Source organism: Adhaeribacter rhizoryzae, from assembly GCF_008629685.1.
In the GTDB taxonomy this organism is placed as follows: domain Bacteria; phylum Bacteroidota; class Bacteroidia; order Cytophagales; family Hymenobacteraceae; genus Adhaeribacter; species Adhaeribacter rhizoryzae.
Genome location: NZ_VWSF01000021.1, coordinates 17792 through 41626, shown reverse-complemented (window position 1 = coordinate 41626; position 23835 = coordinate 17792). Strand labels below are relative to the sequence as shown.

Sequence of the window (23835 nt, the reverse complement as noted above, 5' to 3'; positions counted from 1 at the left end):
TCTATTTAGTGTTCAAGGCCATGAATAAGCTGCATGGCAAAAGGAGTTAAACCTAGATTCTATTTATTTCGCATCTATCTGCAATTATCTAACCCAATAAATTAATTCTTATAGTGTTTAGGTGGGTACCGCTAGCTTAAAGTTTCATTCTTTTGGGTGGGGAATCATGTAAATAATACAATAAGTCCGAAAGGCTGTGCCTAAATAATTGGCGTTAATTTAGTGTATAAAAAAAATAATATTTTAATGACTTTTGTACTAATAGCTGTTTAAAATTTATTAAAAAACATAAGCATTTTAGAGCTTTTATATTTTTATAACTTTATCCTTTTGTAAAATTTAAAATATCATCGCTAATGTTAAAATTTATTCAACTAAGTTGCGGGTAAGTTGCTAATTTTATTTTCCGAAAACGATTACGATGCATTCCGGTATCGTTTTCGGAACTCGGTTTAGGTTAATATTTATATCTTTTCTCAATTAATTATTTTATAACCGGGTTAACAGCATTGTTATCCCAAAAAGCCTGTTTTTAGCGCTTGAAGCAATATTTTTGAAACATAAAATAACCTTATTGGTTTCTACTTTAGGCGTAAAGAGTAATTGCCGAAGAATTTTAGATATTTTTTTGCAAAAATTTTAAAGGAAATATTTTGAAATTCCTTTCTAATCAGCCAGATTCAACATTAAGGTTATAAAGAAATATTTTTCTAATTAGGGTTTTGTGAGAAAAGTACAAAAAAGTAAATGCTCTGAAATATGCTCTGGTAGAATTATATAATTAAATCTTTCCAACAACAAACAAACAACAAAGCCTAAATGAAAAAATTTACGCACCGATGGCAGCCAAAAACCTGCCTGCTTCTTTTTTTGTTATCGGCGGGTACCGGCAGTTTTGCCGCCCCCCACTTACGGACCGAAAACGGTTTCGTTAAACCAGTCGCCTGGACTATTACGGGTAAGGTTACCGACCGCACAGGCAATGGCTTGCCGGGCGTAACGGTAGTAGTAAAAGGAACCACCAACGGTACAGCCACGAGCGTTGATGGCAGTTACAGCTTAAGCGTACCGGAAACAGCCGGCGTGCTGGTATTCTCATTTATTGGCTACAGTTCGCAGGAGAAATCTTTTACCGGTCCGGGCGCCATAAATATTAACTTACTCGAAGATGCCAAAGCGCTGGAAGAAGTAGTGGTGGTGGGTTATGGCACGCAGCAACGGAAAGACGTTACGGGTTCGGTTACCCAGGTTAGTTCTAAAGAATTTAATTCGGGCGTAAACCCTAATCCGTTACAAGCCATTCAAGGCAAAGTAGCTGGTTTGGTAATTACCCAACCCAACGGCGATCCCAACCAAAACCCAACCATTCGTTTGCGGGGCTATACCTCGCTGGCCGGTGGCAGCGATCCGCTTTACGTGGTAGATGGTATTATTGGCGTACCTATTAACAGCATTTCGCCATCGGATATTGAAACCATGGATGTGCTGAAAGATGCTTCGGCCTCCGCTATTTACGGCTCGCGGGCAGCTAACGGGGTAATTATTATTACCACTAAAAGAGGCAAGGCCGGTACTACCAGCGTTAGTTTTAATAATTACGTAGCTACCGATGTTATTTCTAACCGCCTCGATTTATTAGATGCAAACGAGTACCGCGCGCAGGTGGCTAAAATTAAAGGCGATGCCTCGTTAAACGATAATCTCCGGTTCCCGAAAGGTGCAGACGGACAAGGTTACAACACCGATTGGTTTGACCAGATTAGCCGGTCTGGTTTAACCAACAACCACGATTTATCTATTATGGGTGGGAGCGAAGCCTTTACTTACCGTGGCTCACTTAATTATATTAAACGCGAAGGTGTAATCAAAAACACGGGTTTCGACCGGCTTACCGGCCGCATTAACCTGGACCAGAAAGCGCTGAATAACCGCTTAAATGTGCAGTACAGTTTGTCTTACACCCAAACTAACCAGGATAACCGCAACGATGCGGTAATTGCCCGGGCTACTTTGTTTTTACCTACTTTGCCCATCAAGAATGCCGATGGCAGTTATTACGAGATACCTGGCACCCAGGACTTGTATAACCCCGTGGCCATGCTGAATAATTATAAGAACGAAGATTTAAAACGGGTATTAATTGGCGGCATGAACGTAAAATACGAACTCTTTAACGGGTTTGTATTAGGCGTTAACGGGGCTCTCAAAAACGATAATACCGTAAACAGCCAGGCGTATAATGGCACGGTGCTGGCATATACCTCTAACCAGGGCCGTACCTCACGTAATTTATACCAAACCAATAATAAATTATTAGAAGTTACCGGCTCTTATACCCATCAGTTTGGCGGCCCTAATAATTTAAATTTGTTGGGTGGCTACTCTTACCAGGATAATGTGGACGATGGTTTTGGCGCCTACAACAACAACTACATAAACGGCCTGTACGAGCAGTTTGGCTATAATAACTTATCGGGTGGCCGGGGTACCTTATTATCGGGTCGGCAAGATTATGCTTCGTCATACCGCAACCGCACCACACTGGTATCGTTCTTTGCCCGCGGTACTTTAAACTTACAAGATAAATATAACTTAACAGCCACTGTACGCCAGGATGGTAGCTCTAAATTTGGGGCGAACAACAAGTGGGCTATCTTCCCTTCTTTTGCCGCCGGCTGGACGGTATCGAACGAAAGCTTCCTGCAAGGCAATAAAGCGCTGAGCTACCTGAAACTGCGGGCTGGCTGGGGACAAACCGGTAATTCCGAAGGCATTAACCCGTATCAGTCTTTATTCTTGTATGGCCGCCAGGGCACTTACTACGATGGCAGCATCGGCGATTTTGTACCAGGTTATGCGGTTATTCAGAACAGCAACCCCGATTTAAAATGGGAAATTATTCAGCAGGCCAACGTTGGTTTCGACTTTACTTTGTTTGAGAAGGTAAACGGTACCATTGATGTGTACGATAAGCGCACCAAAGACATGTTGTATAACTACAACGTGCCTTCTAATGGTCAGTACTTTGTAAATACCATTACCGCTAACGTAGGCGAAATGAGCAACAAAGGCATTGAATTATCATTAAATACCGATATTATCAATAATGATAAGTTAACCTGGAATACCCGTTTGGTTGGTACCGCTTATAAAAATAACATTGAAAGCCTGCAAAACGACATGTTCGACGTTGGGGTAATCCGGTACAACGAATTTGGTGGCCGTGGTTTATCCGATGTATTTGCTTCGCAGTTGCGCGAAGGCCATCCGCTCGGCGAATTCTTTATTCCGCGTTTTGCCGGTTTCAGCAGCGATGGTAAAGTATTATTGGAAGGTGAAGACGGAAATACCACCACTGACTATACCAAAGCTAAATTATACGAAGCCGGTATTGCCCAGCCACGGTTATCTGCTTCTTTTATCAACAGCTTTAATTATGGTAACTTCGATTTAAACTTTCAGTTACGCGGGGTGTTTGGTAATAAAATATTAAATAACCTGCGTTCTAACTTAACCATTCCCGGCAGTATTTTGGAAAGTAACCAGCTTACCGAAATATCGGATTACCAGACAAACTACAGCACCAACCAATTATCTGATTTGTGGCTGGAAGACGCTTCTTTTGTAAGGTTAGATAACTGGCAAATCGGGTACAATGTGCCGGTAGGAGAAGGTGCATTTAAAGGTGCCCGCATTTATTTAGGCGGTAATAATTTGTTCGTATTAACCAAATACAAAGGTATCGATCCGGAATTGGAAGTACGCGGCGACTTACGCGATAATGGCCGTAGCCAGCGCCCCAACACCCTTGGACTCGATAATACCGGTATCTACCCTAAAACCCGGTCGTTTCAGTTAGGCGTAAATTTAACCTTCTAATAAACAGTAAATTAGTACCGGTATAAAGCTGATAAACAGATATATCTAGTAGATTAACAGGATTTAATAAAAACTAAAATGAATAAATATATAAAATCTTTTCTCTTAGCGGGCTCGGCGGCTGGACTCCTTTTTGTCCAATCCTGTACCGATCTGGAAGAAGAAGTAAGCGATCAATTATCGCAGGATGCTTTTGGCAATAACCCGGAGCAGTTAAGCGCGCTCATCGGGCCGCTTTACGGCGAATTAGGCGGCTATTTTGAGCGTTACCAGCAGCTTAATGCTACTACCGATGAACAAATTGTGCCTACCCGGGGCGGCGACTGGAAAGATGGTGATGCCTGGAAACGCTTGTACCAGCATACCTGGAACCCATCGCAGGATGATGGTCCGTTTAATGGGCTCTGGACGTGGGTATACAATAATTCTACCGCCATAAACCGGCAGTTGGCTAATCCGGCTATTACCGATAAAGCTACCATTGCCGAGCTGAAAACCCTACGGGCCTTTTACCATTATATTGCCATGGACAACTTTGGTAATGTAATTATTGCCGAAACCGTTGGTGCCGAGAGCCCCGAACAGAAAACCAGGGCCGAGGTATATGCCTGGGTAGAAAAAGAGTTGCTGGCCGCCCTACCTGATTTGCCTAGCACTGTGGGTGGCGTGCAATACGGCCGGATGAATAAATACGTGGCGCACATGATTCTGGCTAAAATGTACCTGAACGCGCAGGTGTATACCGGCACACCGCAGTGGGCCAAAGCCATTGAGCAAGCTGATTTAATTATTAACTCTAACAAGTATACGTTAGCCACTGATTTCTTGTCTAACTTCAGCATCAGCAATCAAACCTCACCCGAAATTATTCTGGCTACGCCCTTCGATAAAAGCAAGCGCGGCGGTATGAATATTCAGATGCGCACGCTGCATTATTTAAACCAGCAAACCTACAATATTGGTACCGCGCCCTGGAACGGTTATGCTACTTTAGCCGAGTTCTACAATTCATTCGAAGATAAAGATGTACGGAAAAAAATGTGGATTGTGGGCCAGCAGTACAAAGCCGATGGTACACCGCTGCTGGACGATGGTCAGCCGTTAATCTTTAAACCCGAAATACCGTCCTTCGAGATGCCGGCTGGTCCGGCGGCTCGTGCTGCGGGGGTAAGAAGCCAGAAATACGAAATTCAGAAAAACAACCCAAATACCGACCAGGATAACGACTTTGTTATTTTCCGGTTAGGCGATGTGTACCTGATGCGGGGCGAAGCGCATTTCCGGAATGGCAACCAGGCCAAAGCCCTGGAAGATATTAATTTTATTCGGGCGCAGCGGAGCGTAGATCCTTTTACAACCCTAACGCTGGATAATATTCTGGCCGAACGGGGTCGTGAAATGGCTTGGGAATATCACCGCCGGCAAGATTTAATCCGGTTTGGAAAATATACCGCCCCCCGCGCGTTTAAAGACCAATCCGGCGATTTTAGAATTTTATTCCCGATACCAACCAGCCAGATTTCTTTAAATCCAAAGCTGAAACAAAACCCCGGTTATTAATTTTAATGAAAGTATTAAAAAAGCAAGTCCAATTTGGGCTTGCTTTTTTATCAGTATTTGTAGTCTGTATCCATAAATTTTACGCCCGCCTAAACTTAAAAAGCTGCTTCAGATTAGGTAAGTTTTAGTAAATTTATAAGCTGTATCAAATCCGCTTATGCGCAAGCTTTTCTTTTTTATTTTCCTGTTACACTTTGGTTGCCAACAAAACAAGAGTCCGCTTTCAGAAAAACAGCGCCCGGAAAATACCCTGTTCCAAGCCCTTTCTCCCCAGGAAACCAATATTCAGTTTACCAACCAGGTAGTAGACGATAAAGAATTTAATATTTTTAATTATCGTAATTTTTACAACGGCGGCGGCGTAGCTCTGGGCGATGTAAACAACGATGGCTTACCCGATATTTTCCTGATTTCGAACATGCAGGAAAACAAATTATACCTGAACAAAGGAGATTTTAAGTTCAAGGATATTACCCAAAAAGCGGGCGTTGCCGGCAAGCGGGCCTGGAGCACCGGCGCCACTTTTGCTGATGTAAACGGCGATGGCCTGCTGGATATTTACGTGTGCAACGCTGGTAACCGCTCCAACGACGACCGCGCCAACGAGTTTTATATTTGCCAGGGCCTGGATAAAAATGGCGTACCCATTTACGCCGAAAAAGCCGCCGAATTTAAACTGAACGACCACGGCTTTTCTACCCACGCCGCCTTTTTCGATTATGACCGGGACAACGACCTGGATATGTTTCTGCTGAACAACAGTTTTATTCCGGTAGGTAAGTTGCAATACAGCAACCTCCGCGACCAGCGCGATTCTTTGGGTGGGCATAAATTCTTCCGGAACGACGGCGAATATTTTACCGATATCAGCGCGGAAGCTGGTATTTACGGCAGCATTATTGGCTTTGGCCTAGGCATTACAATAGGCGATGTAAACAACGATAACTGGTCGGATATTTATATTTCGAACGATTTTTACGAGCGCGATTACCTTTACATCAACAATAAAAACGGGTCTTTTACCGAATCTTCCAAAGATTGGATGCAGCACCAAAGTTTGTCTTCGATGGGCGCCGATATTGCCGACATCAACAACGATGGCAACCTGGATATTTATGTAACCGATATGCTGCCGGGCCAGGACAAACGGCTTAAAACCACCGGCTCTTACGAGGGTTATGATTTATTTCAGCTAAAACTCGACCGCGACTTTCATTACCAGTACATGCAAAACATGCTGCACCTGAACAACGGCGACGGCACGTTCAGCGAAGTGGCCCGGCTCTCGGGGGTGCATGCCACGGATTGGAGTTGGGGAGCGTTGCTTTTCGACATGGACAACGACGGCCTGAAAGATATTTTTGTAGCTAACGGTATTGCCAAAAGCCTCACCGATTTAGATTTTGTAAACTTCCTGGCCGACGAAGATAACATGCGCCAGATGGCTGCTGGTAAAAAGTTCGATTTTAAAGAATTTTTAGATAAAGTGCCTTCTGAACCTATTGCCAATTACGCCTTTAAAAACTATGGCAATCTTCAATTTAAAAATACGGCTGTTGATTGGGGTTTAGACGCGCCTACCTTTTCGAGCGGGGCCGCTTACGGCGATTTAGACAACGACGGCGACCTGGACCTGGTAATAAATAATGTAAATTCGCCGGTCTCTGTTTTTCAGAATAAAACTACCCAAAGCCTGAAGAACAATTACCTGCGGGTAAAACTAAAAGGTCCGGGTAAAAACAGCTACGGCGTGGGCGCCAAAGTGTATGTGCACCAACCCGATAAAAATATTTACCAGCAGCAAATTCCTAACCGGGGTTTTGAATCATCAGTAGATTTAACATTAGTTTTTGGGTTAGGCAAGCAGGCCAATATTGATTCGGTGAGCGTGGTATGGCCCGACGATAAAATGCAGGTGATAAAGCCGGTTAAAGCTAACCAGGAAATATTATTGGATTATAAACAAGCAAACCGCACTTATAAACCTAAGAAAGAAACTTCAGTTAAACCTTTCACTGACGTAACCAAGCAGATAAAGCTAAATTATAAGCATACCGAAAGCCATTTTGTGGATTTTAACCGCGATGGCCTGTTAAAACAAATGTTTTCGACGCAGGGGCCGGCGCTGGCTACCGGCGATGTTAACAACGATGGCCTGGAAGATGTGTATTTGGGCGGAGCCGCTGGGTCAGGTAAAAAAATATTTATTCAGCAAAAAAACGGCACTTTTATAGATAAATCGCCGCTGGCTTTTAAAGCCGATAGTGTTTACGAAGATGTAGATGCAATATTTTTTGATGCCGATAACGACCAAGATCTGGATTTGTACGTGGTAACCGGCAGCAACGAATTTCAGCCTAACGCCCCGGAATTATTGGACCGCTTTTACCTGAACGATGGCAAAGGCAATTTTACGCGCGATAACCGTTTGCCCAATATTGCCGAAAACGGTTCCTGCGTAGCTGCCGCCGATTTTGATTTGGATGGCGATATAGATTTATTTATTGGCAGCCGCATGATTCCGGGCAAATACGGCTACGATCCGCCCAGCTATTTATACATTAACGATGGTACCGGCAATTTTAAGAATTACACCAAACGGTATTTGCCCAAAAGTGAATTGGGTATGATTACCGACGCCGTCTGGGCCGACCTGAACAACGATAAATATCCCGAATTGCTTTTAACCGGCGATTGGATGCCCGTTACGGTCTTTAAAAATAATAACGGCCGCAACTTTACCCAGAGTCCGGTTCTTTCTAAAGCCGCCGATGCTGCCAACTTAGCGGGCTGGTGGAATACAATTGCTGCCGCCGATGTGGACGGCGACGGCGACCAGGATTTTATTTTGGGCAACCAGGGGCAAAACAGCCGCATTTTGGCCAGCACCAGTCAACCAGCCGAATTATACGTGGGCGATTTCGACAAGAATGGCACCGTAGAGCAAATTATTTCGTGCTACACCGAAGAAGGCAAAAGCTACCCCATGGTGCTGAAACAGGAACTCCAGAAACAAGTGCCCAGCATTAAAAAGAAATATTTGCGGTTTGCTGATTTTGCCAACAAGCAGGTTACCGATATTTTCTCGCCGGAAGATTTGCAGGGCGCAATTATTAAAAAAGCCGTGAACCCGCATACTTCTTTATTGCTCAACCAGGGCAATTTTAAATTTACGTTGCAAGCTTTGCCTTTGGAGGCACAGTTTTCGCCGGTGCACAGCATTCAAACCTTCGATTACAACCACGATGGCGTGCTGGATTTATTGCTGACCGGTAATTTCTTTGATGTTTTACCCGAAATAGGCCGCTACGATGCCAATTATGGATTGGTGTTACAAGGAAAAGGGCAAGGCAAATTTGAGGCAATTCCTTCCCGCGAATCCGGGTTTTTTACGAAAGGGCAAGTGCGGCAATCGCGGCAAATTACGGGTGCCAACGGGCAGCCACTTATTATTTTAGCTAAGAACAATGAGCAAGTACAAATATTTAGTTACAAAAAGTAATATCCTGTTTTATTTTTCCGGCTTGCTGTTAATTTTAGTTGGCTTAGCTTCCGCTTGTTCGGGTAAAAAGGCAACCAACGCAGCAGAAAAACCACTTTTTGTACTAACCGATTCTACGCAGACCAACATAAATTTTGTTAATAAATTAAAGCCCACCGAAAAGTTAAACATCCTGGATTACCTCTATTTTTATAATGGCGCGGGCGTAGCTGCCGGCGATGTAAACAACGATGGCTTGGTAGACTTGTTCTTTGTTTCGAACCAAGGCAAAAACAAATTATACCTGAATAAAGGCCAGATGCAATTCCAGGATATTTCGGAAATTGCCGGTGTGCAGGGCTTTGCCGATTGGAAAACGGGGGTAACCATGGCCGATGTAAACGGCGATGGCTTACTGGATATTTACGTGTGTGCAGTTGGTAATTTCCGGGGCTTGGAAGGCTCGAATGAATTATACATTAACAACGGTTTAGGGCCAGATGGCAATATTTCCTTCACCGAAAAAGCCGCTGATTATGGTCTGGACTTTACGGGTTTTGCCACCCAAGCCGCTTTCTTTGACTACGATCGCGACGGGGACCTGGATGTGTACCTGCTCAACCACGCTGTGCATACTTCGCGCAGCTACGATCGGGTCTCGACGCGCCACCTGCAAAACAACGAAGCCGGCGATTATTTACTCGAAAACCAAATGATTACGGCTAAAGGCCAAGCTCCAAAAGGTACAGTTGTGAAGTTTAAAGATGTAAGCAAGCAGGCCAAAATATACCAGGCAGCCATGGGCTATGGTTTGGGTATTGCTATCTCAGATTTAAATAACGATGGCTGGGACGATATTTACGTGTCGAATGACTTTCATGAGGACGATTATTATTACCTGAACAATGGCAACGGCACTTTTACCGAAAGCGTGAAAGAGCATTTCCGGCACCTGAGCCGCTTCTCGATGGGCAACGACGCTGCCGACATGAACAACGACGGCTACCCCGATATTATGACGCTGGATATGTATCCGGAAGATGAAACCATTGAAAAAGCATCTTTGGGTGAAGACCCCTTCGATATTTACCAGTATAAACTGGCTTACGGTTATTTTAACCAGTACAGCCGCAACTGTTTGCAGCTAAATGTAGGCGGTCAGAAATTCTCGGATATTGGGTTAATGGCCGGCGTAGCTGCCACCGACTGGAGTTGGGCGCCTTTACTAGCCGATTATGACAACGATGGCATCAAAGATATTTTTATATCCAACGGCATTGCGCATCGGCCCAACAACCTGGATTACGTGAAATTTGCCGCCGACGATTCCTTGCGCTACGCCATGGAAACCTCGAACCACCTCGACAACAAAGCCATTGGCATGATGCCCGAAGGCAAAGTGCATAATTATTTGTACCGCGGCACCAGCAATTTAAAGTTTCAGGATAAATCGGAAGCCTGGGGCTTTAAAGAAGCCAATATTTCGAATGGGGCTGCTTACGCCGATTTAGACAACGATGGCGACTTGGATTTAATTACCAACAATATAAACGAAGCCGCCGGTATTTACCGCAACAACAGCAACCAACTAACCAAAAACAATTATTTAAAAATTAAATTGGTCGGCGATAACCTGAATAAATTTGGTTTAGGGGCTAAGGTATATTTAAAAAGCAAAGGTCAACTGCAAACCCAACAGTTACATCCTACGCGGGGCTTTTTATCGAGTGTAGAGCCAACGCTTACTTTTGGTTTAGGTAAACTTACCAGCGTTGATACCTTAATTGTAATTTGGGGAAATCAAAAAGCGGAGGTAAAAGCTAATGTAAAAGTTAATTCTACTTTAATTTTAAAACAAGTTGATGCACAGGCGGAAGGGCAGACTTTCTATGCCCAATTATTCCCTAAAACCCAGCCGTTATTTACCGAAGCAACCCAAACCTTCGCGGTAAATTACAAACACGCCGAGAACAATTATTTAGATTATTACCGCGAAAGCCTGATGCCATTTCAGGTATCTACCGAAGGGCCCAAGTTAGCGGTAGGCGATGTAAACAACGATGGCCTGGAAGATTTTTACGTGGGCGGCGCCAAATGGCAGGCCGGCGCATTATTTGTACAAAGCACAAACGGCAAATTTACTTCTACCAACCAATCGCTTTTCCAAACAGACTCTACTTACGAAGATGTAGATGCGGTTTTCTTTGATGCCGATAACGATAAAGATTTAGACTTGTACGTGGTATCTGGCGGCAACGAGTTTTACGATAAAATGCCGGAGCTATTCGACCGGCTGTACCTGAACGACGGCAAAGGTAATTTTAGTCGCAGCCAAAACCTGCCGGCCATGTACGACAATAAAAGCTGTGTGCGGCCCGCCGATTTTGATAAAGACGGCGACCTGGATTTATTTGTGGGTGGGCGCGTGCTTGGCTACCAATACGGCATGAGTCCTAAATCATATTTATTACTAAACGATGGGCAGGGGCGTTTTACGGATGCCACAGCCAAAATAGCCCCTGCGCTGCAAAAAGCCGGTATGGTAACCGATGGCCAGTGGGCCGACTATGACCAGGACGGCGATTTGGATTTAGTAGTAGTCGGTGATTGGATGCCCGTGCAGGTGTACGAAAACCAGAAAGGTAAATTTATTTTGAATAATGCTACCGGCTTAGCCGCTGCTACCGGTTTCTGGCAAGTCATTAAAACTGCCGATTTCGACAAAGACGGAGACCTTGATTTTGTAGTGGGCAACCTGGGTACCAATACCAAATTGCGCAAGCAGGAAAAGGGTGCCCTGAAGCTGTACCTGAAAGATATAGACGGCAACCAAACTTTAGATCACCTGCTGGCTTACCAAATAGACCAGAACTGGTACCCGGTAGCTTCTAAAGACGAGTTGGGCAAGCAAATGCCGCTGGTAAATAAAAAGTTTACCAACTACCGCGATTTTGCCGGCAAAACCATCGACCAAATATTTGATAAAGACCAGTTAGCAGCTGCTAAAGTTTTAGAAGTAAATACGTTCGAATCGGTTTACCTCGAAAATTTAGGGAATAAAAAATTTAAGCTATACGCTTTGCCGCGCGAGGCGCAAGTATCTAAAATATTTGCGTTGCACCTAACCGATATGAATAACGATGGCAACCTGGATATTTTAATGGGCGGTAATTTTTACGGCGTAAGCCCGTACCAGGGACGTTACGATGCCAGTTACGGCTTACTATTACAGGGCAACGGTCACGGAAAATTTAAAGCTATATTGCCCACCCAAGGCGGTTTGGTGTTAGAAGGCCAGGTGCGGGATATTAAGCCGCTGCAAACCTCAAACGGCGAATTATTATTAGTAGCCCGCAACGATTTGCCGCTGCAAATATTCCGGAGAACGAAGAACCCGCGCGAAAACCTGGTTGTTAAAACAAAAAGTGAGGAAATAAAAAAGGCACAATTATAACACTGGGATAGGGGTTGTAAAAAGAATAAATTATATTGTTAAGAAGAATTAGTTTAAGCAAAAGTGAAAAGGTATTTTAAAGGTTGTTTCTGGCTGTTGCTTTGGTGTTGTACATGGGGCTGTCAGCAACCAACTAAAGATTATAAAGCAGCCGCGGCTAACCCGGAGTTTTTTCGGCAATCGGTAAATAAATTAACGGCGGTTATTGTGCACGATATTTTTTCGCCGCCGGTAGCCAGTCGCATTTACGCGTACCCCCATATTGCGGCTTACGAAATATTAGTGCATGATTATCCGGGGTACCAATCGCTGGCGGGACAACTCAATGGTTTTAAAGGTATTCCGCAACCCGCAAAAGATTCTGCATATTGTTATCCGCTGGCCAGTTTAAACGCTTTTTTAACCGTTGGGCGTAACCTTACTTTTTCAGGCGATAAACTAGATAAATATGAAGCCGATGTTTACGCCAAATATTTAGAAATGGGTGTACCGCAGGAAGTATACGCCCGCTCAATACGTTACGGACAAACGGTAGCAAAAGCAATTATGGCTTATGCCAACGAAGACGGCTACAAACAAACCCGGGGCTTCCGGCACCAGGTAACCAAAAAGCCCGGTCATTGGGTACCCACCCCGCCTGCTTACATGGATGCCATTGAACCCAATTGGTTTAAAATACGGCCGTTTGTAATAGACTCGTGCAACCAGTTTTCCCCGGCCGTGCCCGTTGCGTTTAATCCGGCTAAAAACAGTGGCTTTTACCAGGAAATGGTACAGGTTTACGAAACCACCAATAAATTAACCGAGGAGCAGCGAAAAATTGCCAGTTTCTGGGATTGCAACCCGTTTGTGATGCACGTTACTGGCCACGTGATGTACGCCACAAAAAAAATAACGCCCGGCGGTCATTGGCTGGGCATTACCGGTATTGCTACCCGCCAGGCCAAAGCCGATTTAATGCAAACCCTGGAAGCTTATACCCGCGTAACGCTTTCGCTGGCCGATGGTTTTATTAGTTGCTGGGACGAAAAATACCGCAGCGACCGGATTCGGCCCGAAACTGCTATAAACGAACATTTAGATAAAAACTGGGTGCCTCTGCTGCAAACGCCGCCCTTTCCGGAATATCCTAGTGGCCACAGCGTAATATCTAATGCCGCCGCTGTCGTCCTGACCGATTTATTCGGGCCTTCTTTTGAATATATTGATTCTACGGAAGTAGCTTATGGTTTGCCACCGCGTTCCTTTAAATCGTTTAAAGCGGCTGCCGACGAGGCAGCCATTAGCCGGCTTTACGGAGGCATTCACTTTATGTCGGCGATAGAAAATGGTGCGGTAGAAGGAACCCAGGTAGGCAATTATTTAGTAGCAAAATTGAAAACCCGCAAGCCAAATAAGGCAGTAGCTACAGTTGCGCAAACGCCGGTAAAGTAGTTCTGGTTTAGGTAAATATTTGATTTATAATATTTACCTTGCAATAGCACTAGCATAATGCCTGGTTTTAATAGTAGATCCGAAATAAATTAATAAATCAAATTAAGATCAATTAATTAGTAATTGCCATTTTTACAAAATATTAAACTAACCAACTTTAAATATTAATAACACCCATGCAAAATTCTTCTTTTAATTTTAAGAAAACTGCTTTCGCCGTTTTTGCCCTCGGATGTTTAAGTTTCACCACGGCAGTAGCCCAGGATGTGCCTAAGCCGCCTAAAATGGAGCCGGCCATGACCGAGTTTTGGGAGCCTGAAGTAAAAGCTATTACTCCGGTAACCGGCACTACTGCCCCTTCCGATGCCATTGTGTTGTTCGACGGGAAGAATCTGGACCAGTGGGTATCGGTGAACGACCCTGCCAAACCTGCCGGCTGGACCGTGAATAAAGGTGTTTTTACCGTTAAAAAAGGAACCGGTAATATTCAAACCAAACAAGCTTTTCAGGATTACCAATTGCACATAGAATGGCAGATTCCGGAAAAAATTAATGGCAAAGGCCAGGGCCGCGGCAACAGCGGTTTATTTTTAGCTTCTACTGGCAGAGGCGATGACGGTTACGAGTTGCAGATTCTAGACTCTTATAACAACCGCACTTATGCCAACGGACAGGCCGCCAGTATTTACAAGCAAACGCCGCCCCTGGTAAATGCCACCCGCAAGCCCGGCGAATGGAACGTGTACGATATTGTTTTTACCGCGCCTAGGTTTAAAGAAAATGGCACGTTGTTTTCTCCGGCCCGGGTAACCGTTATGCACAACGGCATTATTGTACAAAATAATACTGAATTAAAAGGACCAACGGTGTACATTGGTTTGCCCCAGTACAAAGTACACGGTAAAGCGCCTATTAAATTACAAGACCACGGCGACCCCAGCGAGCCTATCAGCTACCGTAATATCTGGATTAGAGAATTATAGTATTCGGGATTACTCGGCTATAAGTCGTCGATATAAATAAAATAGTCCCGGCTACTAAAGTAACCGGGACTATTTTATTTATATATTTTGCCAGGAGTTTGCCTCAAGCTACTTAAACGCCAGGTGCCCCCCAAGCTGTTCTACATATTTTAGTTTTAACCTGCATGATTACCTATCACAAACGCTTTTTAATTTTTAGCTTATTTTTAGCTTGCTGCCTGGTTTTGCCCGGTTACGCGGCCGATGCCGTGGGCATTTGGGCTAAATTTGAACAACCCTTTACCAGTACGAAAGAGTACGCTAATCCGCTTTATGAGGTAAAAAAGTTCACTGTTAAGTTTACTTCGCCAACGGGCCGGGTAAAAAATATTAATGGTTTCTGGGATGGGGGCCGCAACTGGAAAGTACGGTTTGCCCCCGACGAAAAAGGCACCTGGACCTGGGAATCTGATTGTTCAGACACCGGAAATACCGGCCTGAAAGGGGTAAAAGGCAGCTTTAACTGTACCAGTAATAAAAGCAAACTGGCTATTTACCAGCACGGCGAAATTATTCACCCCAAAGGTACTTACCACTTAACCCACGCCAATGGCACCCCCTTTTTTTGGACCGGTTGTACCGCCTGGAATGGCACCCTTAAGTCTACGGAAACCGAATGGGATACATACCTGACGCACCGGGCGCAAAACGGTTATAATGTTATTCAGTTTGTAACCACGCAATGGCGCGGCGGCGATAAAAACAGTTTGGGCCAGGTAGCTTTTGAGGGCAGCGGTAAAATAAAAATTAACCCCGCATTTTTTCAGCACCTCGATGGCAAAATAGACAAGATTAACGAACACGGGTTAGTAGCCGCCCCAGTACTTTTATGGGCTTTGGGTGCTGCACAAGGCCGTGAGTTAAGCCCTGGCTATTATTTACCCGAAGAAGAAGCCATTTTGCTGGCGCGGTATATGGTGGCCCGTTACAGCGGTAACCAGGTAATCTGGGTTTTGGGCGGTGATGGTAAATATACCGACGAAAATGAACAGCGCTGGAAAAATATTGGCCGGACCGTTTTTAAAGACGAGCATCCGGGTTTGGTAGCTTTGCATCCGGGCGGCGGCTCCTGGATAGGAGAAGCTTATGCCCACGAAAACTGGCTCGATATTATTGGCTATCAATCGGGCCACAACAGCAATCCCCGCACCATTAATTTTATGAACAAAGGCCCGGTGGCAACTACCTGGAGTCAATTGCCGCCGCGTCCGCTCATAAACATGGAACCGGTTTACGAAGAAATTGGCCCTAATATTACGGCTACCGATGTCCGCAACGCCAGCTATTGGAGTGTGTTAAGTGCCCCTGTTGCCGGTATTACCTACGGCGCTAACGGCATTTGGCCCTGGCTGCGCGAAGGCGAAGAAATATTAAACCACGCCGGCAAAGGCGAAGATGCGAGCCGGTGGCACCAGGGCATAAAATTGCCCGGCAGTATGCAGGTGGGATATTTAGCCAACTTTATGCGCACCTTAGATTGGTGGAATTTAAAGCCAAGCCCCGAATTATTAATGGCGCAGCCCGGCGATCAGCAACCCGCCGCGTTTGTTTCGGTTTCGCGGAGCACCGACGGCAAAACTATTGTGGTTTATCTGCCCAAGGCCACTCCGGTAAAGTTGTATAACCTGCATAGTATTACTTACGAGGCGCAGTGGTTTAACCCGGTGGCGAATAAAACAACCAAAGGTAAAGTTACCGCCACTAACGGAACGCTGGAGATTATGCCACCGGCCGGTGACAACGATTATGTATTGGTCTTGAAAAAGAAAAATTAACACTGCTGTTCCGAGGCAAACCACCATATATTTAAGGAATAGCCTAATGAAACAGCACGTAACAAGTACTATGACGCACGCAAAAATATTAGTGGTAGGCAGTTCCAATACCGATATGGTTATTAAGGCTGATAAACTTCCTGCACCCGGCGAAACGGTATTGGGCGGAACTTTTTTCATGAACCCCGGCGGCAAAGGGGCCAACCAAGCAGTGGCGGCAGCTCGTTTAGGGGGTAATGTTACGTTTGTTGCTAAGGTTGGCAACGATATTTTTGGGCAGCAAGCTTTGGCGCAATTTCAGCAAGAAGGAATAAATATTAATTATATAACTGTAGATGCAGAACAGCCATCGGGAGTAGCGCTGATAAATGTAAACGCAAAAGGAGAAAACTGCATTGCCGTTGCCCCCGGCGCAAATGGCCAGCTAATGCCCACCGACCTAGCAGCAGCGCTGGATTCAGTTGCTGCCGATACTATTGTTTTGCTACAGTTAGAAATTCCGTTAACAACCGTCGAATACGTTATCCGGAAAAGCTACGAAAAAAACGTACGGGTTATCTTAAATCCGGCCCCGGCCCAAATATTGCCGCCGGCATTATTCCCGCTGTTGTATTTAATTACCCCCAACGAAACCGAAGCCGAATTATTAACGGGTATTCGGGTAACTGATCCGGCTACTGCCCAGAAAGCAGCAAATAAATTACAAAGTTTAGGCGTGGCCAATATAATTATTACGTTGGGCGCTAAGGGCGCATGGTTGCACACCAGTTCATGGTTGGGGTTAATACCGGCACCGCAGGTTACAGCTACCGATACCACGGCGGCCGGCGATTGTTTTAATGGAGCATTGGCGGTGGCCTTAGCCGAAAATCAGTATTTAGCAGAAGCCGTAGCTTTTGCCTGCAAAGCCGCCGCTGTTTCGGTTACGCGATTGGGCGCGCAGGCTTCGCTGCCTAAGCGCGCGGAGGTGTAAACCCTAGCTACGGGCAACTTTACTTAAATTTATTGGCTGCGTTCAGGTTTTTGGCGTTTATCTTTAAAACCTGCTGTAATTATTTAGAGGAATTAAACGAGCCGGAATATTGATTTAAATTTTCTAGTACATGAAGAAATATATGTTCTTTTTATTCTGGCTGTTGTTTCTGAGCAAGGTAAGTTTAGCGCAATACCGGGTTATTCTGGATGCCGATATTGATTCGGATGTGGATGATGTGGAAGCCCTGGCCATGGTACATGCCTTAGCCGACCAGCAGAAAATAGATTTTTTGGGCGTAATTGTTACCAGCGACGACCCGTATGCCGCCGAATGTACATCGGCAATAAATAAATATTATGGCCGCCCACGGTTGCCAATTGGTGTACTCAAGCAGCAGGCAAACTTAAAAAATCATTCCCGTTATACCCGCCAAATAGCCACCGAATTTCCGCACCGGTTAAAATCGCAAGCTAAAGCCGAAGATGCCACCACGCTTTACCGCAAATTATTGAGTAAAAGTCCGGATGCATCGGTGGTAATTATTACCATCGGGCATTTAACTAATCTGCAAAATTTATTAACCTCCGGAGCCGATAAATATTCCGGGTTAAGCGGCAAAGAACTGGTTAATAAAAAAGTAGCCAAATGGTTGTGTATGGGCGGGCAATTTCCGGCGGGCAAAGAAGCTAACTTTTACCGCCCCGATCCGGGTTCTACGGTTTATTGCCTGCAAAACTGGGAGAAGCCGGTAATATTTGCGGGTTGGGAAGTAGGCGAGAAAATTAAAACCGGCGGCGAATATTTAAAAAGTAAACTTACGCCGGGCAGTCCGGTGTACCGGGCTTACGAATTATACAATAATTTTAAAGGCCGGGCCAGTTGGGATCAGGTAGCGGTATTTTTATTAACCGAAGCATCCGGAAAATATTTCGAAATGGTGAATAATGGCTATTGCCAGGTAAATGCCGATGGCAGCAATAAATGGGTGCCGGGCGAAAAGAGCAACCAGGCTTATGTGCAGTTTAAACCGGACGTTAACTACGAAGAAATTGGCCGCCTGATGGATGATATGATTATAAAATAAGCTACTTTAAAGTGCTATGGTGGGTGTTCCGCTGAAATTTTGAACGCAAACTAAAACTAGTTTATATGCCGATGAAAAAGTATTTACTGCTAATATTTAGTTTAACCTTGCTAACATTATCGGCCCAGGCCCAAACCAAAACTATGGCCAAAAAAGAATCAGCTAAACCGGCGGCTGGCAAAACCATAACTTTATCTAAAGCCACTTTAAAAGATAAAATAAAAGGCGGCTGGGCCGGCCAAACCATTGGCGTTACGTTTGGCGGTCCTACCGAATTCCGGTTTAACGGCACCATGATTAACGATTACGTGCCCATTCCCTGGTACGATGGCTACCTGGAAAAAACCATGCGCAATAACCCTGGGTTCTACGACGATATTTACATGGACCTGACTTTTGTAGATATTTTCGAGAAGAAAGGATTGGATGCGCCCGTAAAGGATTTTGCCGATGCGTACGCCAATGCCGGTTACATGCTTTGGCACGCCAACCAGGTGGGCCGCTATAATATTCAGCACGGCCTGGCTGCTCCGCAATCGGGGCACTGGCTCAACAACCCGCACGCCGACTGCATTGATTACCAGATTGAAGCCGATTTTGCGGGTTTAATGTCGCCGGGGATGCCCAACACGGCTTCGGAAATTAGCGATAAAATTGGCCACATTATGAATTACGGCGATGGTTGGTACGGCGGCGTGTATGTGGGCGCCATGTATGCGCTGGCTTTTGCTTCTAATAATATTCCTTACATCGTTACCGAAGCCCTTAAAACCATTCCGGCGCAAAGCGAATTTTACCAGTGTATGAACGATGTAATAAAATGGCATAAGCAATACCCCGACGATTGGAAAAGGACCTGGTTTGAAGTGCAGCGCAAATGGACCGATGAAGTGGGTTGCCCTGATGGTGTTTTTGTGCCTTTTAATATTGATGCTAAAGTAAATGCGGCTTACGTAATTATGGGTTTGCTGTACGGCAACGGCGATTTTACCAAAACCATGGAAATCAGCACCCGCACCGGGCAAGATTCCGACTGCAACCCATCATCGGCAGGTGGTATTCTGGGTACTATATTGGGCTACGATAAAATTCCGGCTTACTGGAAAATGGGTTTAGCGGCCGCCGAACCCATCGATTTTAAGTATACCACCATGTCGTTGCAGGATGTATACGAGATAGGCTACAAACACGCGTTACAAAATATTAAACGCCACAACGGCCGCGAAACCCAAGATGGCGTGCAAATAATGACGCAGGTGCCCCAGCCGGTCCGGTTCGAAAAAAGTTTTGCCGGGCATTACCCCACCGAGAAAAGAGGCATTTGGAAAAGTTTACAGGATGAATTTGTTTTTGATTTTGACGGCATTGGTTTTGTGCTGCGCGGCGAAGCCAAACAGGTAAACAATAATTTACCCGAAAATGCAATATTTAAAGTAGAAGTTTACCTGAATAACAAGTTAGCCGAAACAGTAGATTTACCGGTAAGTTTTACTGCTCGCCGCTACGATTTGGCCTGGAAATACCAAATGCCCAAGCAAAAACATACCGTCCGGCTAAAGCTGCTTAACCCGCTGGAAGGCTATAACCTGAATTTAAGTGATGTCATTATTTACAATGATCAGCCAGCCAAAACTGCGCTTAAGTAAACCAGAAATGTCTTGTAAGGCGGTATATTTCCGTTTCTGTTAGTAATACCAAATAGTAAATATTGTATTCCATAGTAGCGCAGCAAACAGCTTCTCTAACCAGTCATTCTGTAGAATTCGCAGAATTCCAAAAGAATCTTCTGCATAACTTGGATAACAGGAAATAAACCTAGTCTGGCATTTACCTGTAACGCCTTTTAGGCAGAAGATTCCTCCGGAATGACAGGTTGGGAGGAATGAATTTATATTATCAGCTATGGAAGGTATTTTATACTACTTGGTATTATTTCTAAATTATTTCACCATTTCAAGATTTAAAATTTACTGAGTACCAGCTCTTCCGACATATTCGAAGCTCTTCCCAATAATACTCGATAAGAACGGACCACAACTAAAGAGCATTTTGATCCTTTTTTCTGTTGTTTGCGGAAGTCATATTTTTAATTAATTCCAGAGCAAGACTGATTATAACAATACAAAAGATAACGGTGATCAAACTTGAAAAAATAATAAAACCAATAATTAAATTTCCTGAAAATATTAGAATTATGTTTTGAATCGCGAAGAATAAGCTTACCCCTAAGAACCCCAAAGAGAGCAACCATATAGCCACTTTTAATTTTCTTCGATATGAGGATACTCTAGGGTAAATAATTAAACTTAAGATAGATAAAAGGACAAAAAATGTAATTAACACATCCTTCAATGAAAAATTATACCTGTGCCCACTTGCACCAAACAAGGCAAACATAAATAGGATGGCAGCAATAAGAATAAAGCTGTAAATTGTTAAGCTTACCTTATATTTTTTATTCATTTTACAATGATTTCCTAACTACTACTAATATTTTCTCATACTCCAAATTATGCTGTTTATTACTCCCGGAATTTTATGCGGGAGATACCACTTTTCAGCATAATTTCTTTATCCTGCCACACAAAGGTGCCGGTTACATTTAAGGGTAAAATTACTTCGGCGTACATGCCGGTTTTGCCTTTTCGCTGCAGACTTACTTTAATTTCGCCGGCCGGGTGGGGCATGGTGGCTTGGGCTTCGGTTAGCTCGCCTAAGGCTGGCGCTACGCGCACGGTGGCAAAACCAGGTTTATCGGGCATAATGCCACAAATAGTAGCCAGAAAATCGTAATTGGGGCTGGCACTCCAGGCGTGGCAGTCGGAGCGGGCAGGTTCTGGCTTTTCGGCAAAAGTAGTTAAGTTAATAGCCAGCATGTTGCGCCACGGCGTAAGCTGCGAATAATATAAATCGGCCATGCCGGCTTTTTTTAAGGCTTGCGTCAGGTAAAAACGGTAATAGAAAGTGGCTTGCCCTAAGCTGGGGTCCTGTAATATTTTTTCCATAACCTCTTTGGTTTCGGTAGCCGGGATGGTATTGGTCAGGATGCCCAGAATATTGGCGTGCTGGCTGTATTTGTTTTTGTCGGGCGTATTCGCCATTAAGGTTTTCTCGTGGTCGAAACACTGGCGGTAAGTATTTTGGCTTAATTCCTGGGCAAGTTGTTTATAATGCGCCGCTTCTTCTTTCTGGTTAAAATAATTAAACAATTCGGCGGCCTGCTGCAAGGTGTAAATGTATTGCAAAGTAATAATAGCCGAATTGCCGTCATCGGCCCCTTCGGGTACGCCTTCGGTAAAAGCATCGGTGTAGTCCACAAAATTCCACCACTTCATGGGGCCCAGCATTTTTTTATTCGGGTCTATTTTTTGCTCGTACCAATCCAGCACCCCGCGGGCGGCAATTAAATACTGCTTTACAAAGGCGGCATCAGGGCGGTGCAGCCAGTAATCGTACAGCATCGATACCCAGAACAAAGAAAAAGTAGGAATTACCTGCATGCGGTTGCTGGGGTAGCGGCCCTGGGTTAATCCTTCGGGTACCCGCGAGTTGTAAAAATCGGTAATGGCTTTGCGCATTAGCCGGTCGTCGCCGGCAACGTACAACGAAATTAACGCCTGAATGCGGGTATCAGCTTCGTACTGCAACTGCTCGTAATAAGGGCAATCGTAATACGTTTCGCCGGCGCACAAGCGGGCGGTGCGCCAGCCTACCTGCCAAATGTCTTTTAGAGAATTATCGTTGCTGGTAAAACTGGCTTTGGCCTGAAAAGGATAGCCGGTATACTGGCCGTATAAATCCGAAATAATTAAAGGCTGGGCTTTGGTTTGAATATCGAGCTGTAAGTACCGGAACGTGCGCAGCCACAAAGGCCGAAACAAGCGGTTGGTGCCGCCATCGGGCAAAAAGCGGTCGTAGTTGCCTATAATTTCTTTGCCTTCAATGTCGTCGCGGTCACCTTTCTGGCCGTTTTTAAACAAAGCTTCGGCATACGTAAGCGTTATAGCAGCACCTTTGCCGCCGGTAGTAATTAATTCGGGGTAAGCTACCGTGTTATGGCCTTGGTCGAGCAAAATACTGACTTTAGTGTTAGCCGGAATGACTAAGGGGCTGTTGCCGGCCAGAAATTTGTCTTTAACGCCGCTGATGCCGGTGGTACGCCGTACTTCTTTTAACCGTTGTTTTGTTTCTTCCATCAGCGGAATACTGCGGGGCACCAAAGTCCAGAGGTTATCGGTGCCGTAGCCCAGCGGCGCCGGGTTTACGAGTTGCCGCGCCGCCAGCCAGTTTTTATCGTTAAATTCCAGGTTTTCCCAGCCCCAAGGATAAGCCGCAGCATTTACTTCGTCGCCGGGGCCAATGACCATGTAGCTTTTCAGGCGGGTGCCGTTATCGGTAGAACAAGGGGTATAAGCTGTATTTTTAATTACTTTCCAGGTGTTATCGGTATTTATTATTCTTTCTGCTTCCGAATCGCCTTGCACCACAAAAGCCGTTTGGTTAGAGATTTGGGCTACCGGGGCATGCTCGCCCATATTCCAGACCACGGCACTAATAATATTCTGTCCGCTTTTTAAAAACGGAGCAATATCTACCGTTTCGAAATTCCAGTTATATAAATCGCTGCGGGCGGGGCCGCTGCAAACAGCTTTATTATTTACCAATATGCGGTAACGGTTGTCGCCGGATACGTGAATAATAAATTTGGTGGGGGCGATTTTTAAATCGATAATTTTCCGGAAATGGTAAACGCCGTAATCCCGCTGGGACACATTGGGGCAGGTAATCCAGTAAGCCGACCAGTGGCCGTTGAGCAATTTGGGGTTTATGGGTAAGTTTTGGGCATTACTTAAAGTATGGCAGCTTACAAAAAGCACTAACAATAATATAGCTTTATTCATATAAAATATTGGCAAAAGAAAAAGGCAAACCGGTTAAAAGTAAGCAGAAAGGTTGAAACCCCGAAGTTTTATTTTAGATAAGGCCAGGTAAATTTAGCTTTTGAGCTTGCAACTAACGCAGCATTGCAATTAAAGGCTTCTAAGCTTAAGCATCGGAAGATTACGGGAATAAATGCCTAAATAGCTTATTCCTAAAATATCTAAAAAATATTTTAAAAATTATTTCTTTTCTGCTGTTGACCTTTCTTATACCCGGCAATCAACAAGTG

Annotated in this window: 12 protein-coding genes; 10 read left to right on the top strand and 2 right to left on the bottom strand. The window is 44.7% G+C overall.

All coding sequences use genetic code 11. From position 1 onward, the window contains the following. Positions 1-819 precede the first annotated feature (819 nt). The 10 genes from F0145_RS20510 (at position 820) to F0145_RS20465 (ending at position 20311) form a co-directional block, all read left to right on the top strand. Complete coding sequence (locus F0145_RS20510) at positions 820-3879, top strand: SusC/RagA family TonB-linked outer membrane protein (RefSeq protein ID WP_150091461.1); 3060 nt, start codon at positions 820-822, stop codon at positions 3877-3879. Positions 3880-3957: 78 nt separating this feature from the next. Continuing rightward, entirely contained in the window at positions 3958-5439 is a 1482-nt protein-coding gene (locus F0145_RS20505) for a RagB/SusD family nutrient uptake outer membrane protein (protein WP_150091459.1), read from the top strand. A 157-nt stretch (positions 5440-5596) separates the two neighbouring features. Then, positions 5597-8941, top strand: coding sequence for a VCBS repeat-containing protein (locus F0145_RS20500; protein WP_150091457.1), 3345 nt, complete (start codon positions 5597-5599; stop codon positions 8939-8941). Beyond that, on the top strand, positions 8907-12374 hold the full coding sequence (locus F0145_RS20495) for a VCBS repeat-containing protein (protein ID WP_150091455.1): 3468 nt from the start codon (positions 8907-8909) through the stop codon (positions 12372-12374). The genes F0145_RS20500 and F0145_RS20495 overlap by 35 nt, the downstream gene beginning before the upstream one ends. 63 nt (positions 12375-12437) lie before the next feature. After that, positions 12438-13808, top strand: coding sequence for a vanadium-dependent haloperoxidase (locus tag F0145_RS20490; protein WP_223816179.1), 1371 nt, complete (start codon positions 12438-12440; stop codon positions 13806-13808). 176 nt (positions 13809-13984) lie between these two features. After that, on the top strand, positions 13985-14791 hold the full coding sequence (locus F0145_RS20485) for a 3-keto-disaccharide hydrolase (protein ID WP_150091453.1): 807 nt from the start codon (positions 13985-13987) through the stop codon (positions 14789-14791). A 164-nt stretch (positions 14792-14955) separates the two neighbouring features. Next, positions 14956-16605 (top strand): apiosidase-like domain-containing protein, encoded by a 1650-nt coding sequence (locus tag F0145_RS20480; protein ID WP_150091451.1) that lies wholly within the window; start codon positions 14956-14958, stop codon positions 16603-16605. Between the two features lie 70 nt (positions 16606-16675). Then, complete coding sequence (gene rbsK / locus F0145_RS20475; RefSeq protein ID WP_150091449.1) at positions 16676-17578, top strand: ribokinase; 903 nt, start codon at positions 16676-16678, stop codon at positions 17576-17578. A 130-nt stretch (positions 17579-17708) separates the two neighbouring features. Next, positions 17709-18665, top strand: a complete 957-nt coding sequence (locus tag F0145_RS20470) for a nucleoside hydrolase (RefSeq protein WP_223816178.1) — start codon at positions 17709-17711, stop codon at positions 18663-18665. 71 nt (positions 18666-18736) lie between these two features. Next, the gene (locus tag F0145_RS20465) at positions 18737-20311 is read left to right on the top strand and encodes an ADP-ribosylglycohydrolase family protein (RefSeq protein WP_150091447.1); all 1575 of its coding nucleotides are present in this window, start codon (positions 18737-18739) and stop codon (positions 20309-20311) included. Between the two features lie 391 nt (positions 20312-20702). Here the strand turns inward: F0145_RS20465 and F0145_RS20460 are convergent, their stop codons facing one another. Together F0145_RS20460 and F0145_RS20455 are read right to left on the bottom strand one after the other, a co-directional pair. Continuing rightward, entirely contained in the window at positions 20703-21128 is a 426-nt protein-coding gene (locus F0145_RS20460; RefSeq protein ID WP_150091445.1) for a hypothetical protein, read from the bottom strand. A gap of 59 nt (positions 21129-21187) precedes the next feature. Further along, positions 21188-23566 carry an alpha-L-rhamnosidase-related protein gene (locus F0145_RS20455; protein WP_150091443.1) on the bottom strand — a complete coding sequence of 793 codons (2379 nt, stop codon included), beginning with the start codon at positions 23564-23566 and terminating at the stop codon, positions 21188-21190. Positions 23567-23835: the final 269 nt, after the last annotated feature.

What these genes read in the sequence shown, in the direction of transcription:
- F0145_RS20510 (WP_150091461.1), top strand. Translation starts at nt 820, where the DNA reads ATGAAAAAATTTACGCACCGATGGCAGCCAAAAACCTGCCTGCTTCTT.
- F0145_RS20505 (WP_150091459.1), top strand. Translation starts at nt 3,958, where the DNA reads ATGAATAAATATATAAAATCTTTTCTCTTAGCGGGCTCGGCGGCTGGA.
- F0145_RS20500 (WP_150091457.1), top strand. Translation starts at nt 5,597, where the DNA reads ATGCGCAAGCTTTTCTTTTTTATTTTCCTGTTACACTTTGGTTGCCAA.
- F0145_RS20495 (WP_150091455.1), top strand. Translation starts at nt 8,907, where the DNA reads ATGAGCAAGTACAAATATTTAGTTACAAAAAGTAATATCCTGTTTTAT.
- F0145_RS20485 (WP_150091453.1), top strand. Translation starts at nt 13,985, where the DNA reads ATGCAAAATTCTTCTTTTAATTTTAAGAAAACTGCTTTCGCCGTTTTT.
- F0145_RS20480 (WP_150091451.1), top strand. Translation starts at nt 14,956, where the DNA reads ATGATTACCTATCACAAACGCTTTTTAATTTTTAGCTTATTTTTAGCT.
- rbsK (WP_150091449.1), top strand. Translation starts at nt 16,676, where the DNA reads ATGACGCACGCAAAAATATTAGTGGTAGGCAGTTCCAATACCGATATG.
- F0145_RS20470 (WP_223816178.1), top strand. Translation starts at nt 17,709, where the DNA reads ATGAAGAAATATATGTTCTTTTTATTCTGGCTGTTGTTTCTGAGCAAG.
- F0145_RS20465 (WP_150091447.1), top strand. Translation starts at nt 18,737, where the DNA reads ATGAAAAAGTATTTACTGCTAATATTTAGTTTAACCTTGCTAACATTA.
- F0145_RS20460 (WP_150091445.1), bottom strand. Translation starts at nt 21,128, where the DNA reads ATGAATAAAAAATATAAGGTAAGCTTAACAATTTACAGCTTTATTCTT.
- F0145_RS20455 (WP_150091443.1), bottom strand. Translation starts at nt 23,566, where the DNA reads ATGAATAAAGCTATATTATTGTTAGTGCTTTTTGTAAGCTGCCATACT.